Here is a 228-nt window from a genome sequence, read left to right on the forward strand (position 1 = left end):
TGCTCAACCAGGCGGACCGACTTGTCGGCGGTAGGGATGCGGTGCTCGTTATTGATGACACCTCACTGCCGAAGAAGGGCGAACGCTCGGTTGGTGTTGCGGCTCAATACGCGTCGGCTCTCGGCAAGACGGCAAATTGCCAAACGATGGTGTCTTTGACGCTTGCGCGCGGCGAAGTGCCAGTGATGGTCGCGTTACGTCTCTTTCTGCCTGACAGTTGGACAAGCG

Annotated in this window: 1 protein-coding gene; it reads left to right on the forward strand. The window is 58.8% G+C overall.

Annotation, left to right across the window (positions count from 1 at the left end):
* A partial coding sequence (locus tag FNJ47_RS49205) for a transposase (RefSeq protein WP_163163891.1) occupies positions 1 to 228 on the forward strand: 228 nt, incomplete at both ends.

The sequence above is a fragment of the Bradyrhizobium uaiense genome (genome assembly GCF_010811875.1).
Lineage (GTDB): Bacteria > Pseudomonadota > Alphaproteobacteria > Rhizobiales > Xanthobacteraceae > Bradyrhizobium > Bradyrhizobium uaiense.